This is a genomic window from Actinotignum sp. usb-actsch-213 (assembly GCF_059085665.1).
Window position 1 is genome coordinate 12,555 of sequence record NZ_JBHNSQ010000019.1, and the last position, 15,707, is coordinate 28,261.

The 15,707-nt window shown below is 61.2% G+C and carries 13 protein-coding genes and 1 pseudogene; 10 read left to right on the forward strand and 4 right to left on the reverse strand.

Going from position 1 to position 15,707, the window contains the following annotated elements; genetic code table 11:
- Window positions 1–27 precede the first annotated feature (27 nt).
- From AC5RK6_RS01295 to AC5RK6_RS01305, 3 genes are read left to right on the forward strand one after another with little or no spacing between them, the layout of a single operon-like run.
- Window positions 28–1,074 (forward strand): thiamine ABC transporter substrate-binding protein, encoded by a 1,047-nt coding sequence (locus tag AC5RK6_RS01295; RefSeq protein ID WP_284898917.1) that lies wholly within the window; start codon window positions 28–30, stop codon window positions 1,072–1,074.
- Window positions 1,071–2,756, forward strand: a complete 1,686-nt coding sequence (locus AC5RK6_RS01300) for an ABC transporter permease (protein WP_284898916.1) — start codon at window positions 1,071–1,073, stop codon at window positions 2,754–2,756. The genes AC5RK6_RS01295 and AC5RK6_RS01300 overlap by 4 nt, the downstream gene beginning before the upstream one ends.
- On the forward strand, window positions 2,740–3,381 hold the full coding sequence (locus AC5RK6_RS01305) for an ABC transporter ATP-binding protein (protein WP_284898914.1): 642 nt from the start codon (window positions 2,740–2,742) through the stop codon (window positions 3,379–3,381). Before AC5RK6_RS01300 ends, AC5RK6_RS01305 begins: the two co-directional genes overlap by 17 nt.
- A gap of 22 nt (window positions 3,382–3,403) precedes the next feature.
- Here the strand turns inward: AC5RK6_RS01305 and AC5RK6_RS01310 are convergent, their stop codons facing one another.
- From AC5RK6_RS01310 to AC5RK6_RS01325, 4 genes are all read right to left on the reverse strand, one after another.
- Window positions 3,404–4,285, reverse strand: a complete 882-nt coding sequence (locus AC5RK6_RS01310; protein WP_284898912.1) for a patatin-like phospholipase family protein — start codon at window positions 4,283–4,285, stop codon at window positions 3,404–3,406.
- A gap of 73 nt (window positions 4,286–4,358) precedes the next feature.
- Window positions 4,359–5,711 (reverse strand): DUF4921 family protein, encoded by a 1,353-nt coding sequence (locus tag AC5RK6_RS01315; RefSeq protein WP_284898911.1) that lies wholly within the window; start codon window positions 5,709–5,711, stop codon window positions 4,359–4,361.
- Between the two features lie 80 nt (window positions 5,712–5,791).
- Complete coding sequence (locus AC5RK6_RS01320; RefSeq protein ID WP_087069990.1) at window positions 5,792–6,301, reverse strand: general stress protein; 510 nt, start codon at window positions 6,299–6,301, stop codon at window positions 5,792–5,794.
- A 183-nt stretch (window positions 6,302–6,484) separates the two neighbouring features.
- Entirely contained in the window at window positions 6,485–7,417 is a 933-nt protein-coding gene (locus AC5RK6_RS01325) for an ROK family glucokinase (protein WP_284898907.1), read from the reverse strand.
- A gap of 277 nt (window positions 7,418–7,694) precedes the next feature.
- Between AC5RK6_RS01325 and dnaK the strand changes: the two genes are divergently transcribed.
- From dnaK to AC5RK6_RS01360, 7 genes and pseudogenes are all read left to right on the forward strand, one after another.
- Window positions 7,695–9,572, forward strand: a complete 1,878-nt coding sequence (dnaK, locus tag AC5RK6_RS01330) for a molecular chaperone DnaK (RefSeq protein WP_284898905.1) — start codon at window positions 7,695–7,697, stop codon at window positions 9,570–9,572.
- The gene (locus AC5RK6_RS01335) at window positions 9,572–10,240 is read left to right on the forward strand and encodes a nucleotide exchange factor GrpE (protein ID WP_284898903.1); all 669 of its coding nucleotides are present in this window, start codon (window positions 9,572–9,574) and stop codon (window positions 10,238–10,240) included. The genes dnaK and AC5RK6_RS01335 overlap by 1 nt, the downstream gene beginning before the upstream one ends.
- Before the next feature lie 146 nt (window positions 10,241–10,386).
- On the forward strand, window positions 10,387–11,403 hold the full coding sequence (locus AC5RK6_RS01340; protein WP_016441860.1) for a DnaJ C-terminal domain-containing protein: 1,017 nt from the start codon (window positions 10,387–10,389) through the stop codon (window positions 11,401–11,403).
- A 143-nt stretch (window positions 11,404–11,546) separates the two neighbouring features.
- Window positions 11,547–12,245, forward strand: coding sequence for a heat shock protein transcriptional repressor HspR (locus AC5RK6_RS01345; protein ID WP_348967316.1), 699 nt, complete (start codon window positions 11,547–11,549; stop codon window positions 12,243–12,245).
- Window positions 12,246–12,323: 78 nt separating this feature from the next.
- On the forward strand, window positions 12,324–14,213 hold the full coding sequence (locus tag AC5RK6_RS01350) for an ABC transporter ATP-binding protein (protein WP_284898900.1): 1,890 nt from the start codon (window positions 12,324–12,326) through the stop codon (window positions 14,211–14,213).
- Between the two features lie 198 nt (window positions 14,214–14,411).
- Window positions 14,412–15,178: pseudogene (locus AC5RK6_RS01355) on the forward strand (ATP-binding protein); the annotation flags it as partial.
- Window positions 15,179–15,301: 123 nt separating this feature from the next.
- The gene (locus AC5RK6_RS01360; RefSeq protein WP_493926317.1) at window positions 15,302–15,613 is read left to right on the forward strand and encodes a DUF4143 domain-containing protein; all 312 of its coding nucleotides are present in this window, start codon (window positions 15,302–15,304) and stop codon (window positions 15,611–15,613) included.
- Window positions 15,614–15,707 lie beyond the last annotated feature (94 nt).

The window sequence follows — 15,707 nt, forward strand, 5'->3', positions numbered from 1 at the left end:
ACCCTCCTTATATCCTGAGGAGGATGCATGGTCCAGAAAAATAGGCACGGCGCCCGCGCACTTACGGCCGCCGCGATGGTTGCGGCACTGGCCCTGGCCGGCTGCTCAAAGAACGACGACGCCGCCTCTCCGGCAGCGAGCGATCATCCCACCACAGTTCGCGTGGTCAGCCACGAATCATTCAACCTACCCGATGAACTCATTGCCCGCTTCGAGAAAGAATCCGGGTACACCATCGTGAAATCGGCACCCGGGGATACCGGCCAGGTTGTAAACCAATTGGTGCTGGCGGATGGCAAACCCGGCGCGGATATGGTGTTCGGGGTGGATACCTACACCGCCTACCAGGCGCTGGACGGTAACACCATCGCCGATTATTCTTCCCCGAAGCTTCCCGCGGGGGTGACCGCCCTCGAAGGGAAACTCAATCCCATCGATCAGGGCGAAGTCTGCGTGAATTACGATCGCGAGTGGTTCACCCAGAAAAATATGATTCCGCCCCTGAGTTTCGCGGATCTTTCCCGCCCCGAATACGCCGGGCTGCTCGCGGTGGAAAACCCAGCTCTTTCCTCTCCCGGCCTGGCTTTCCTGGCTGCTACCGCGCACGTTGCCGGGGGAACGGAGGGGCTCTCCCAGCTGTGGGGTCAGCTACTGGGGGCCGGAACCCGCATTTCTGGCTCGTGGACGGATGCTTACTACACTGATTTTTCCGGTTCGGAAGGCAAGGGAAACTACCCGCTGGTGGTTTCCTATTCTTCCTCCCCTGCTGCTGAAAACGGGCGCACCGGCGTGATTGAATCGACCTGCGTACGCCAGGTGGAATACTCCGGGGTGCTGCGCGGGGCAGAGAACCCGGAAGGCGCGCAGGCTTTTATCGACTTCCTGCTTTCCGAGGATGTGCAGAAAGCTATCCCGGAGTCGATGTACGTGTACCCGGTGGCCGATGTGGAGCTGCCCGCGAGCTGGCAGCAGCACGCCCCGCGTGTCAAGGACCCCATCGTGCTGGACGCCAAAGAAGTGGGGGCCCAGCGCGCCGAATGGATCCGCGCCTGGCGTGACACCGCGGGAATGTGAGTAACGCATTCCGTATCCCGCGCCCGCGCGGAGCTTCCCTGGTGGTTGCCCTCGCGCTCGCGGTCCCGCTATTTTTCCTCGCGGTATTTTTCCTGTGGCCGGTGGTGGCGATGCTCGCGCGCGGGCTCGTCACCCCGGCCGGGGTGGATACCGCGGGTTTCGCCGCCGAGCTCACCCGCCCGCGCACCTGGAAAGTCGCCGGGCAAACCCTGTGGATGGCGGCGGCCAGCACCGCCTGCTCGGTCGTGCTGGGGCTTCCCCTCGCCTATGTGCTCTACCGCCTGCGACTGCCCGGGGTGCGGGTGGTGCGGGCCTTCGTGGTGGTGCCTTTCGTGCTCCCCACCATCGTGGTGGGTACCGCGTTCCGGGCGCTGCTGCGCGCCGACGGCCCCTACGGTTTCCTAGGCTGGGATTCCAGCCCGTGGGCGGTGGTCGCGGCCATGGTTTTCTTCAATACCGCGGTGATTTCCCGGACGGTAGGGCCCCTGTGGGCGGCGCTGCCCCCGCACGCGGAGGCCGCTCGCACCCTCGGTGCCTCCCCGTGGCGGGCTTTCCGTACCGTCACCCTTCTGGAACTGGCCCCGGCTATTACCTCCGGCGCGGCTATTGTCTTTTTATTTTGTTCGACGTCGTTCGGAATCGTCCAAACCTTAGGCGCACCCGGCTACGGTACCCTCGAAACTGAAATCTGGGTGCAGACCACCACCTTCCTTGATTTACGGGCCGCGGCGGTGCTTTCGCTGCTGCAAGTGGTGATCGTTGGGATTGCCACCGCGGTGGCGGCCCGGGCCACCCGGCGCACCTCAGCGGCGCTGCGCCTGCGCCCGGCCGCCCGCAGGAAAGTGGGCCCGAGTGATATTCCGGCGCTGCTCATCAGCTCGGCTACCGTTATTTTCCTGATCGGGGCTCCGCTCCTCACCCTGGTGGCGCGATCCTTCCAGCGTTCGGGCACCTGGACGCTGGAGAACTACCGAAACCTCATCGGTTCTTCTGGATTTGCGGGGGTGTCGGCTTCCGATGCACTCCGGAATTCTTTGACGACGGGACTGAGCGCTGCCGCACTTGCCCTACTCCTCGGGGCGCTGTTGGCTTTCGCGTTGGCCTCCCCGTGGGCCCCGCCGCGGCCGGTGAGCACGGCCGCGGAAGGGATCGCCCTGCTGCCGCTGGGTGTTTCCGCGGTGACGGTCGGTTTCGGATTATTCCTCACCATCCGGATGCTTGTACCTTCCGCGCAATTACTCGTGCCGGTAGCCCAAGCGGTGGTGGCCCTTCCCCTCGTGGCCCGGGTGATTCTCCCGGTGGTGCGGGCCATCGACCCGCGCCTGCGCGAGGCTGCCGCCACCCTGGGGGCCGGGCCGGGGCGGGTCTGGAGAAGTATTGATCTGCCGCTGGCCGCCCGGGCGCTCGCGGTGGCCGCCGGTTTCGGCCTGGCCATTTCCTTAGGGGAATACGGTGCCACATCCTTCCTGGCCACCAGTGATTCCACCACGCTTCCGGTGCTGATCGGCCAGCTCTTGGGGAGGCCCGGGGCGGAAAATTACGGGACCGCGATGGCCGGGGCGGTAGTGCTCGGTACGGTCACCGGGGGGCTGATGGCGCTGAGTGAAATGGCGGCGCCTGCCGGGGCTGCGTCGTCGTTATTAACGCAGCAGAAAGGAAAGCTTCGTGTTAGAACTTTGTGACGTGTCGGTGCGTTACCCGGACGGTTTCGAGGCGGTGCGCGGCGTGAATCTTAGCGTGGAGTCGGGCACGACCGTGGCGCTGCTGGGGGCCTCCGGTTCGGGGAAATCCTCGCTGCTGCGCGGGATCGCCGGGCTGGAGGCAGTACGCGGGCAGGTGCTGATCGACGGCGCTGATATGACGGCGGTTCCCACCCATCGGCGCGGGGTGGGCATGGTTTTTCAGGACGGGCAGCTTTTCCCGAATCGCAGCGTGGGTGGAAATATTGCCTACGGAATTGAGAAGGGCCGTCCGCGCGCCGAGGTAGAGGCGGAGGTTGAGCGCTGGCTGGAGCTGGTGGAACTGAGCGGTTATGCCAAGCGGGCGGTCACGACTCTTTCGGGTGGGCAAGCCCAGCGGGTGGCTCTGGCCCGTTCCCTGGCGGCGCGCCCGCGGGTGCTGCTCCTGGACGAACCGCTTTCCGCCCTCGATACCCGCCTGCGGGAGGACCTGGCGGTATTCCTGCGCCGGGTGCTGCAAAAGGCCGGCACGACGGCGGTCTACGTGACCCACAATGATGCCGAAGCGGCGACCGTTGCCGACCGGGTAGTGCACATGGATAGCGGGCGGCTGGTTGCCGCAGGTTAACTAATCTTCCTGAACAGTGCAGCTAGAGCCCGAGGAAGCGCAGGATTGCGGGGAAGTCCTCGTTGATCTGCGCGGTGCCGGCCGCGAAAGAGGCTTCCAGCTTTGCCACATTGGTTTCCCTATTCGAAGTCAGCTGGTGGCGCGGGAAGTAGAGGTAGGCTCGCCCCCGCGCTTCCAGATTGAAAAGATGAGCCCGGGTGGCGTTGTACTTCGCGGCACGTTCCTCCAGTGCGGTAATGAGGTGAGGATATTTGCGGAACGCCGCCCGGATCAGCGCACTTGCCTTTCGGGAAGGTGCCGGGCGCACGTAATCGCGCGGTTTCGTCATAATAACGACGGCGCGCTCGAAGCCAGCAGCCTCAGCAGCATCAATAGGTATACCCCCGGATGGCCCGAGCGCGCCGTCGGCGTAAAGCTCACCGTCGAGCGTTACGAAAGGCATAATGCCGGGCATCGTTGAGGACGCCTGCACCCGCACCAACAGGTCGTCAAGAACCCTAATATCGCTGCGGTGCCAGTGCGCGGCGGCGCCGTCGCTCAAACGAAAAGCACTGATATCGAAATCACCGGGCGTGGACTGGAAAGTCTCGAAATCAAAGGGAAGGGCTTGGCCCGGGCGCGACGTGTGAAGGTAAATATAATCCGAGTTGAAGGCGCCCTTGCCGCTGAGGAAGGTCCGCCAGTTTCCGATATTCGGATCTGCCCCAAATTCCACGAAAGAATGCCGGGCCCGCAGCGGGTCGCGGCTGAGGTAATTCGCCACGTGGCTGGAACCCGCCGAAATTCCCGAAACATGCGGGAATTCCAGGCCTGCCTCGATGAGCTTGATAACCACCGGGGCGGTGGCGCTCGCGCGCATACCGCCGCCCTCAAAAACGAGGGCGGTTTCAGCAATCCGAGACATGGGGTTTCCTTTCTACGTGCCAGGCCGGGGCGGGTGCGGCCGCGAGCGAAGCTGACTCCGGCCGCGGCCCGAACTACCTGCCGCGCACTCCTGATTCGCCCATTCCGTAACGCAGCGAATTGACTTCGCAGCTGCATTCGGTGGCGATATTGATAGTGGAAGCAATCGCACCTTCGGCACGCAGCTCCAGCAGGCGGGGAACAACCCGATCCCGCAAGGACCACGGGTCAATGGTATTGACGTAGATCTTGGTGCCGCCTTCAAAACCGGCGAGGGTGGAGGTGCGCCATTTGAGGAGCACCCGCCACGGGGTTGCTACTTCCATATCCCGCGAAGGTGCGTACCATTCTTCATTCGTGGGAATATCTGGGCCGGTGGCCGCGTGCATGGCATGCACCAGATCCGAAACGGCGCGCAATTCATGGCGGGTGTGCTCGAAGGGTTGGGAGGCTTCCGAACGCGACCATACTTCGAGGGTGGGGTAGCGATGCCCGAAACCGGCGTAGGCCACCGCGTACTTATTCTCCGCAATAACGAGATTGTGGTAGCCGGCGTAATCCACCCCGTACTCGTTGAAGATATTGGGGTTATCGCGCACCCGGTCCACTTCGTAGCGGTGATTGACGGTGCGCTCATCAATCGAGACCAGCTGCTTATGGAGGTGTTCGAAGGAGGCACCGGCCGGCCGCAACCAATTCTGGAAGACCTGCACGTATTTGACGTAGCGGTTCTGCTCGTACAGATCGCGCATGGCATCCGCGGTAAGCAGGAAGTACCAGTAGTGCTCAGCCGGGGTGAGGGTACCCGAGCCAGCCCGATTCGCGGTGGAATCGGAACCGGGCACATAGTGGTGGCGCCCGATAATGAGGTCATGCCCGCCCCCGTAGAACGGTAGCGCGCTCAAGAGGCGCTCCCGCTCCGGAAGTGCATTCCAGGCATCCTCATCCATGCCCGAGGCAATGGCCTTGTTATGCGCCACGGAAAGCACGTGGGCCCGCCCGGCCGCATCCGAGGTGTAGCGCTCAAAAGCATCCTGGCGGCGGGTGGTGAGTTCGTACTGGTAGTTGGTGGTCCAGTACTGGAAAGGAACAATCTCAAAAAGATTGGGAACCCGCCGGAAATCCCACGGGTCCGCCAGGGAATCCACCGGGGCATCATAGGTGATCCGAGCTTCACCCGTGGCGGGATTGCCAACGATGCGCGCCTTTTCCGGCGGTGTTTCCAGCACCCGATCCGCGCAGAAAGAACAGAAGTTTTCCGGGTGATTCGCGCTCAGCGGTTCCGCGATAGGAACTTCCGCCTTGAGGGGCCGGTTAGCGCGGCCCGGCTGGGTCCACACTTCGGTACCGGAAAACGGGTTGATCTGTTTGATGGTCCCATCCGGAAGCCGGGTAATAGGCGGGCGAATTTCGTGGCGTACAACCATAAGTTTCCCTCACGTTCGGCAGCAGAGCCACCCACCATAGTAGTGGGTAGCCCCGCTGCGAGCACGGTGAAGCTGAATTCTTAGCTCACCGAATACCCGGCCTGCGCCAAAGTTGCATAAGCCTCATTGACGAAGGCTCTGCGTACCTGCACCTCATAAGAATTGGCGGTGGTGGCCCGCACCGAAGCGAAGTCACGCCGCCCACCGGTGAAGCCGTGCGAGATCGCGCCCATAATGGCACCGAGCACCGCCCCGCAAGCAAGCCCGAAGAGGAGCACCTGCCAGAGCACCACGGCCGGCGCGAAAAGAATAAAGAAGAAGGAGAAGAAGAGACCCCAGGAAGCCCCGCCTGCCGCGCCGTAGAGCGCGGCCTTTCCGGTAGTCAGGCGCCCGGTCACCTGCTCCACGCTTTCCAGATTCACGCCGACGATACGCACATTTTCCACCGGGAACCCGGCATCCGAGAGCGCATCTACCAGGCGTTCGGCCTGCCGATAATCAGAAACTTCCGTAATGGTGCGGTAATCCGCGGCACTTTGTTCAGCGGCGCGCGCGGTGGCGGACGCGCCAGTAGTTATGTTTTCATTCATAGGCTCATCCTAAAGGTGGCCTATGACAGAAAAATCGCCCTCGAAACAAAAATCAGCTGCGCGCCGGAAATGCTCGCTAGCGGTGGAAACCGGGAAGCGTATTCCGGCGCGCAGCCTGGATGGTGTCAGTGCGCGCCAAATCATACGGGCGCGCAGCTCACGCACACTGGCTAGCCAGCCACGTTAATCAATCGTGGATAGGTCCGCGGCGCCAATAATCCCGGCGTCATTCCCGAGCCGCGCGAGGCGAATTTCCGGCAGCGTCCGGTATTTCGCCACGGGGAGAACTTCGGGGAATTCGCGTACCAGCGGATCGAGCACGAGCGAACCTGCTTCGCTCACCCCGCCGGCGATCACGAAGATTTCCGGATCGAAAATGGTGGCCATATCCGCCAGGCCGATGGCGTTCCAATGGGCGAGCTCGTTGAAAACATCGAGGGCCATCTCATCGCCTTCCTGGGCGGCCGCGGTCACGGCCGGGCCGGTCACGCGCCCCTCACCCAGTTCCAGGATGCGAGCGGCACCGCTGGGATAATTCGCGGCCCGCTCGGTGGCGAAACGTACCAGCGCACTACCCGAGCCCATCACTTCCCAGCACCCGCGCGAGCCGCATCCGCACAGCGGCCCGTTCGGAACCATGTGGATATGCCCGATTTCAGCCCCGAAACCGAAAGCTCCGCGCAGCAGATTCCCGTTCATAATGACGCCGCCACCCAGCCCGGTGCCGAGCGTTACTACAACGGCAGATTCCGCATCCGCGGCCGCGCCGAAACGGTATTCGGCCCAGGCGGCCGCGTTGGCGTCATTTTCAACGACGACGGGCATACCGGTAAGCTCAGCGATACGTGAACCGAGCCGTCCGTTCTGGAGGGGCACATTCGTGCCGTAGATCAACGTATCGCGATCCGCGGCGATATAGCCGGCCTGCCCGATTCCAACGGTGGTAGCCCCCGAGGATTTGAGGTCATTGACGCAGGCGGCGATGGTTGCGATAAAGGCCTCGGAATCCTGGCGCGGCGTGGGGCGCCGGACCCGCTGCAAAATTTCACCTTGTTCATTGACGACGCCGGCGGCCACCTTCGTGCCGCCAACATCCACACCGATGCTCAGAGTCATGGTGCAAGTCTACCCGGCAAAGACCGCCATATTGCGGGATGGCACAGCGGCGTCGTCGTACCGAAGAAGGGGTGTGCGCGGACGTGACACAGCTCGCGAAAAGCAAGCGGGAATAAAAATCGACACCCTAAGGTTGAGTTAGGTGGACTCAAGAAAGGGCGAGCCGATTGGACATAGGTTCTCGGATCGTTCAGACTTGGAAGGAAACTTTGTCGAAGGGTCCGCGGCCGGTACCGCCGGCGTGCGGATCTGCGGCACGAATGCAGAAGGAGCAATCATGGCACGTGCAGTAGGTATTGACTTGGGAACAACTAACTCCGTGGTGGCCGTCCTCGAAGGCGGGGAACCCACGGTTATCGCGAATGCGGAAGGTGCGCGCACCACCCCGTCCGTCGTGGGCTTCTCTAAGAGCGGAGAAGTGCTCGTGGGTGAAGTGGCCAAGCGCCAGGCTGTCACCAATGTTGATCGCACGATTTCTTCCGTCAAGCGCCATATGGGTGATGACTGGAAGGTTGATATTGACGGTAAGGATTACAACGCGCAGCAGATCTCCGCGTTTATCCTCCAGAAGCTGAAGAAGGATGCGGAAGCCTACCTGGGCGATACCGTGACGGACGCGGTTATTACCGTGCCGGCCTACTTCAATGACGCGCAGCGCCAGGCCACCAAGGATGCCGGCACTATCGCCGGCCTGAATGTGCAGCGCATCGTCAACGAACCCACGGCCGCGGCGCTGGCCTACGGCCTGGAAAAGGGCAAGGAAGATGAAACGATTCTGGTCTTCGACCTGGGCGGCGGCACCTTTGACGTCTCCCTCCTGGAAGTGGGTAAGGATGAGGATGATTTCTCCTTCATCCAGGTGAAGGCCACCTCCGGGGATAACAAACTCGGCGGGGATGATTGGGATCAGCGCATCGTCAACTGGCTGGTTGAGCAGGTGAAGAACGCCTCCGGTGTGGATCTGTCCAAGGATAAGATCGCGCTGCAGCGCCTCAAGGAAGCCGCGGAAAAGGCGAAGATTGAGCTGTCTGCCGCAACCTCCACCCAGATTTCGCTGCCCTACATCTCGATGAGTGAATCCGGGCCGATCCACGTGGATGAAACCCTCAGCCGCGCCAAGTTTGAGGATATGACCAAGGATCTGCTGGATCGCACCAAGACCCCGTTCATGAACGTGATTCGCGATGCGGGCATCCAGATTTCCGATATTGATCACGTGGTGCTGGTGGGCGGATCCACCCGTATGCCGGCCGTGACCGAAGTGGTCAAGGAGCTCACCAACGGGCGTGAACCCAATAAGGGCGTCAACCCTGATGAGGTTGTGGCCGTGGGCGCGGCGCTGCAATCCGGTGTGATTACCGGGGACCGCAAGGATGTTTTGCTTATCGACGTCACCCCGCTCTCCCTCGGTATTGAAACCAAGGGCGGCGTGATGACCAAGCTCATCCAGCGCAATACCGCTATCCCCACCAAGCACTCGGAAACCTTCTCCACCGCGGAAGATAACCAGCCTTCGGTATCCATTCAGGTGTTCCAGGGTGAACGTGAGTTCACGCGCGATAACAAGCCGCTGGGAACCTTCGATCTGACCGGGATCGCGCCGGCTCCGTCCGGGGTGCCGCAGATTGAGGTCACTTTCGATATCGACGCCAACGGCATCGTGCACGTGTCCGCGCGCGATAAGTCCACCGGCAAGGAACAGTCCATGACCATTACCGGCGGTTCAGCCCTTTCCGAAGAGGAAATCAACCGCATGGTCAAGGAAGCTGAGGAACACGCCGCGGAAGACGCCAAGGCCAAGGAAGAAACCGATACCCGCAACCAGGCTGAGCAGACCGCGTACTCCATTGAGCGTTTGATCAAGGACAATAAGGACAAGCTCACCGATGCCACCGTCACCGAAGTGGAGGAGGCTATCGCCAAGGTACGCGAAACCCTCAAAGGCACCGGCAATGTGGAGGACGTCAAGAGCGCCCTGGCCGAACTCAACGAGAAATCGCAGAAGATCGGGCAGGAAATTTACGCGCAGGCCCAGGCCGCTGAACAGAATGGCGGCGCGAATGCTTCCGGTGCCGCAGGTGGTTCCGGCGCGGCCGGTTCTTCTGAGGACAATATCGTCGACGCCGAAGTCGTGGACGATGAGGAGAATAAGTAATGAGTGAGGACGATCTGAATCGCAACGGTCCGGAAAACGCGGGGGAGCCTGGCGTCGGGGAAAGTGCAGGTGCCGGTAACGGTGCGGGTGCTGTTTCCGGGAACGACGACGCAGCTGCGGCCGCGGCCTCACCGGGCAACGCGGGTGAAGCTGGCGCGGGCACGGCTCAGGAATCCGAGGCGGGCGCGGGCGATGCCGAGGCAGTCGCGGCTGATCCGCTCAGTGAAGCAATGTCTACTATCAGCACCTTGGAGGATCAGCTCAAACGAGCCCAAGCCTCGCTCTACAACACCGAGACGGAGTACACGAATTACGTGCGCCGCTCCAAGCAGGAAGCTGGAGCGCACCGTGATTCGGGCACTCTCAAGGTGATTGAGGCCTTGCTTCCGGTTCTTGATGATGTGGAGCTGGCACGCCAGCACGGGGACCTGGAAGGGCCCACCGGCCTCATCGCGGAGAAAGTGGAGCAGATCCTCTTCTCCACTTTCAAGGTGGCCCGCTTCGGGGCGGTTGGTGATGAATTCGATCCGGAGTACCACGAGGCACTCATGAATCGCTCCTCGGCTGACGCTACCTCGCAAACTATCGAGACGCTTATCCAACCCGGATACACCGTGGCGGATAAGGTGCTCCGCCCGGCCCGGGTAGGAGTGGTCTCGCCGGAATAACACGGGTTGGTTGGCGCGGGTCGGCTCCGCATATGCGGCCGGCCCGCGCGGCACCTACCCGCGCTTAGGAATCAACAAGGCAAGTACGGAGTACACACTAATTTCACCGAGCATACTCAGCACGATAAGAAAGGGGAGGTGAGCATATGGCAGGGGCAAGCCAAGATTGGCTCGATAAGGATTTCTACCAGGAACTCGGCGTGAAAAAAGACGCCACCCAGGAGGATATTAAAAAGGCTTACCGGAAGCTATCCCGCCGTTACCACCCCGATCGGAATGGCGGTTCGAAGGACGCCGAAGAAAAGTTCAAGAGAGTGGGGGAGGCCTACCAGGTTCTCTCTAACCCCGAGGATCGTAAACAATACGATGCGATCCGGGCGCTCGGGGCCGGCGGGCCCCGCTTCCGGGCCGGCGGGCAAGGCAGCGGCGGTTTTGAGGACATCTTCTCGATGTTCTCCGGCGGCCGCGGCGGAACCTACCACGCCTCATCCTCCACGGGCGGTGCCCGCGGGGGTAGCTTCGGTGGTAATTTCGAGGATGTCCTAGGCGGACTTTTCGGGGGCGGCCAGGGAGGCGGCGGCTTTTCCGGCTTCGGCTCCCAGCGTCGGCCCCAGAAGGGTGCGGATATGACCGCCACGGTCTCGCTCCCGCTTCGGCAGGCTGTGGACGGTGCTACCGTGAAAATCCAGACCGCCTCCGGCAAGTCCGTGACCGCGAAAGTCCCGGCCGGGGTGGGCGACGGCCAGAAAATTCGGATCGCCGGGAAAGGCCATCCGGGCCTCAACGGCGGGCCGGCCGGCGATATTATTGTCACCGTCCACGTGGAACCCCACCCGGTTTTCGAGATGCAGGGCAAGGACGTGTACGTCAATGTCCCGATATCTTTCCCGGAAGCAGCTCTCGGGGCTACCGTAGAAGTACCAACGCTGGCAGGTAAGACCGTTCGGGTGAAAATTCCGGCCGGTTCCTCCACGGATAAAATTCTGCGGGTACGCGGCAAAGGCCTCACGGTCAAGGGATCAGCCGGGGATATGTACGTGCGTCTCAAGGTCGTGGTTCCTACCCGGCTCTCGGATGATGCCCGTAAAACCGTGGAACTGTTCGCCAAAGCCACGGATGATGCCGATCCGCGGGCGGATTTCATCCGCATGGCGAAGGTCTAGGCGAGCTGCTAGCGAAGCTCATGTGAACGGAAAACCAAGCTAGCGCGAAGCGCTAACGAAGTGGCACGAGGAACGAAAAACCCGGTTAGCCCGGCCCTGCGCGGGGCCGGGCCCGGAACCCCAACAAAGGAGGTTGAGGAGGTATGGCGAATCGACGCGCACCGTTACTCACGGTGTCAGTAGCGGCCGAACTAGCGGGCATGCACGCCCAGACGCTGCGCCAATATGACCGCCTGGGGCTGGTGTCCGCCCGGCGCACCCGCGGAGGCGGGCGGCGCTATTCCCTGGAGGATGTGGAACGCCTCCAAGAAATTCAACGCATGTCCCAGGAGGACGGCATCAACCTGGCCGGCATCGCCCGCATCCTCCAGATGCAAGAGCGCATTGACCAGCTCACCCGCTCCCTCCAGCACGCCGAACAAGAACTCGCGGCAGAACGGGAACGCGCCAACGAACGGCGCGCCCATGCTCGCCGGATTTTTGCTGCCGGAGCGGATGGCGACGTCGTTCTTACCCGCGGTCATAAAGACCTACGCGAATATCTGCGCCACCAGGCCGCGCAGCGCCTCGCGCAATTACGCGCCCAAGAAGGTGCCGGGCCTTCCCGCGCGGGTGGTGCAGGAAGTTCGGCGGCAAGTGCCGCAACAGGCGCCGCAGCCGGTGCCGCGCGCCACCCCGGCTCCGAACTGACGCGCTACCAACCCCACACCCTGGATCTACTCCTCGCCGCGCTCGCGGTGCAGATGGATTGGGACCGCAATCGCGAGCACAACCGCTCCCTCAACCACGAACGCAGTAGCAACCGCAACCACGCACGTGACCGCGAGCTTGACCGCGCCTAGGAACGCGACTATGACTTCCAGCGCGGCGCGGCACGCGAACAGCCCGGGAACAGCGCGCAGTACTGCTAGGGTCACTATGTGCACGCACTGCTAAGAATTTTTCGTTTCACCTCCGCGCTGTCCCGCTACTACGTGGCGGTGGCCCTCGCATCCATCCTCGTGACCGCCGGAACCATTATTGTTCCCTTTGTGCTCGGCACCGCCACCGATACCGCGGTCGCAGCCGTGAGCGGCAGTCTCGACGTTGATGTGGCAGTGCGGCGGGTCATCCTACTGGCCGGCGCCTTCCTCGCCATCGATTTTTTCTCCACCACCATCGACTCGCTGGGCGGATACGCCGGCGACCTCATGAGCCAAAAAATGCGCTCCATCCTCTCCGTGCGCTACTTCGATAAACTCCTCACCCTCCCGCAAGATTATTTCGACCGCGAACTCACCGGCACCATCACCTCACGCCTCAACCGCTCCATTATGGAGGTCACGAATTTCGTCAAGAACTTCGCAAACTCCTTCTTCACCACGCTGCTCACGATTATTGCCGTCCTGATTATTTCCTTTATTTATTCCCCGCTGCTCTGCCTCCTCCTGCTTATTATTTTCCCGATCTACATGTGGCTGACCGCTCTCACCTCGCGGCGCTGGCAAGGTCTGGAAGTGCAGAAAAACGAAGATATCGACGTGGCCGGCGGGCGTTTCAACGAAGTAATCGGCCAGATCCGCGTGGTCAAATCCTTCACCCGCGAACGCGGCGAACTCGCGCATTTTGCCCGCCACTACGAGCACGCCGAGCACCTCACCGCCAACCAATCCCGCCACTGGCACACCATGGACTTCCTGCGCCGCATGGTTATGGCCATTATTTTCTTCGCGATTTACGCCATTATTTTCCTGCGCACCGCCCGCGGCCAATTCTCCGTGGGCGACATGGTTATCCTGGTGCAGCTCGTGGGGATGGCACGCCGTCCGGTCATGTCCATGAGCTGGATCGTGGACACCACCCAGCACGCCATCGCCGGCTCGCGCGATTACTTCGAGGTCATGGAACTCACCGAAACCGAACGCGGCCAGCGCCCCGTATTGACCGGCGGCACGACTCTTCCCGGTGGCACTGCCGTTACTCCTAACGACGACGCCGCACCGGCCCGCCCACTTACGGCCCGCGCGCCCCACCAGAGCGTGGTGGAGATTGAGCCTGATGTACCGGCGATTCGTTTCGAGAACGTTACTTTTGGATACGGAACAGATCCGGATGTTTTGCGCGATGTTAGTTTCGCTATCGAGCCGGGGGAACGGGTCGCTTTCGTCTCTGAATCCGGGGGTGGGAAAACCACGCTGACCTCGCTTCTCCTGGGGCTATACGAACCACGAGCCGGGCATATTGAGCTTTTCGGCAACGAAATCGCGGATTTGCCACTTCAGCAGGTTCGGGCCGCCATCGGGGTAGTTTTCCAGGATCCAGCGCTTTTCTCCGGAACAATTCGGGAAAATATTGCTTATGGGCGCCCGGATGCTACTGAGGAAGAAATCCTCGATGCCGCGACCCGCGCCCACGCGGATCGTTTTATTCGCCGTTTTGCCCAGGGGTATGACACCGTCATCGGGGAGCGCGGACTCAAGCTTTCCGGTGGGCAACGCCAGCGCATCGCGGTGGCTCGCGCGATGCTCAAAGCTGCCCCGGTTTTGGTGCTGGACGAAGCTACTTCCGCGCTGGATACTCGCTCCGAGCGGTGGGTGCAGGCTGGGCTGGAAGAACTCATGAAAGATCGCACCTCGATTATTATCGCGCACCGGCTCTCAACCATCGCCAGCGTGGACCGCATTATTACTCTGAGAGCCGGGCGTATTGATGAGGTAGGTAGCCCGGCCGAGCTTGCCGAGTCCGGCGGTATCTACGCCGAGCTGCTCGCTTTGCAGAATGACAACTCCGCGCGCGCCCAGCGTCACCTCAAGCGCTACGGCTTGCGGTAGGGGGGTAAGCCGGGGGTGAGCCATGTGTAACCGCGCCGGTCTCCGATAGTGGCGCGGTTGGGGTTTTCCGTTGCTATCGTGCCGATTTGCGAGTTCCTACTGCAATGATTTGGACGATTCTACTGCAATGATCTGGTCGGTCCTACTGCAATGATCTGGTGAGGTCTGGTGCAGATATGCGGTGGCTCTACTATCGCAATGAGGGGAGAGGGTGGCACGGTGATTCCTCGCAGCGCGAGTGGTTATATTGCACAATTGGCGCAATGGTTTCCGGTGGTTTTCGTTACTGGCCCGCGCCAGAGCGGGAAATCAACCCTGGTTCGGACGGCTTTTCCCACGTATGAATACGTCAACCTCGAAAATCCGAATCTCCGTGCGGCAGCTACCCAGGATCCAGTTGGTTTTCTTGCCGCGCACCCCGCGCCGCTTATCGTTGATGAGGCGCAATATGCTCCGGATCTTTTTCTACCATTCAGGTGCGATCAGACGAGCGTGGTGAGGCGGGGCAGTACATTTTGACCGGTTCACAAAACTTTTCGCTGCTGCGGAGCATTCGCCAATCCTTGGCCGGCAGGGTTGGAATGCTTCAGCTGCTCCCCTTGAGCTGGCAAGAACTTCAAGCACTTGATCCTGTGCCCACACTCAGTGAAGCGCAAGTTGCCGGAGGATATCCGCGTATTTATGGCGCTGGTATTCCGGCCCACGTTTTTATGCCTAATTACGTGCGGACTTACCTTGAAAGAGATGTCGCGGATTATCTCGGTGTCCGAAATATTGACGCATTCCGTGCTTTCCTGCGATTGTGTGCAGAGTCGAGCGGAAGCCTCATTAACTACAGTGGCTTGGCGCGCGATATCAGCTCCACCTATCGGACCGTCAAAGAGTGGGCATCGATTCTCAACTCCTCTTACATCACGTTCACGCTGCAGCCGTATATGTCCAGCGGTGCGAAACGAGTGACGAAGGCTCCGAAGCTGTACTTTTACGATTCGGGTTTGCTGTGCCATCTTCTGGGGATCCGAAGTGCTGCTGAACTTCTCACCCATCCGAAACGCGGGGCGGTATTCGAGAATTTTGTGATCGCGGAGATGCGGAAACAATATCTCTACACGGGAACGGAACCGGAGCTCTATTTTTATCGTGATGACTCCAAGCGCGAGGTTGATCTCCTTGATCTCACTGTGCGCAGTAACCCGCGCATTTTCGAGATTAAATCATCGATGACGATGTGCGATAAATTCGGTCATCAGCTTTCCCAGATCGGTGACTTCCTGGGAATCCCGGCCGAAAATCGCGCGGTTATCTACCAGGGAGAGGAATCGTACCAAGGGAAGAACTTTGCAGTCCAGTCGGCCGCGCACTTGCTCGCTACCTATCCGCAACCTGTCCCGGGTGCTTAACCTCCGTAGGTGCGGTCCGTATTGTGCCCGGTGCCACTCTTCGACTACGGATGACGTAGTCGGGGAGGTGGCACCGGGCACAGTTATAAGGAAG